This is a genomic window from Trabulsiella guamensis ATCC 49490 (genome assembly GCF_000734965.1).
In the GTDB taxonomy this organism is placed as follows: Bacteria; Pseudomonadota; Gammaproteobacteria; order Enterobacterales; family Enterobacteriaceae; genus Trabulsiella; species Trabulsiella guamensis.
Map to the genome: position 1 here is coordinate 1 of NZ_JMTB01000226.1, position 430 is coordinate 430.

2 protein-coding genes are annotated in these 430 nt (G+C 50.9%); both read right to left on the bottom strand.

Annotation, left to right across the window (positions count from 1 at the left end; genetic code table 11):
- The coding region (gene xisR / locus GTGU_RS27145; protein WP_169741202.1) for an excisionase family protein at nt 1-72 on the bottom strand (72 nt) is incomplete at its 3' end.
- 2 nt (nt 73-74) lie between these two features.
- A complete protein-coding gene (locus GTGU_RS23670) occupies nt 75-302 on the bottom strand; it encodes a hypothetical protein (RefSeq protein ID WP_038163888.1) in 228 nt (75 codons plus the stop codon).
- Nucleotides 303-430: the final 128 nt, after the last annotated feature.

Here is a 430-nt window from a genome sequence, read left to right on the forward strand (position 1 = left end):
CATGCCTGTTATGGCAATCAGCAGATCCTCAGTAACCCAGTCGTTTGGTTCAATCTGAATAATTGTCTGCATACTTACCCCGCATTCGCTTTTCTTTTCCGGCGACGCACATTCACAGTTGGCCTCACGACTGGCTTACTCACTATCGGCCTGGCGGGAGGCAATACAAACAGGCGTTCGCTGATACGCCGACGACTGTTCATATTCCAGACAAGCCATGCAGTCCAGTCCCGGCCATCGTCTGTGATCACCGAAGCGCCAGCGCCGATCTCAACGTCATCAATAAAATCTTCTTCGCTCACAGGCTCCCCCTGTATCCTGATCCAATGCCGTTCTTTCCTGGCATATGTCCGACATGATAATTTCCACAAAACTGACACCGATAAATGCCGATCTGCCCCTGATGTCCGTGACGTTTACGAATAAGCCG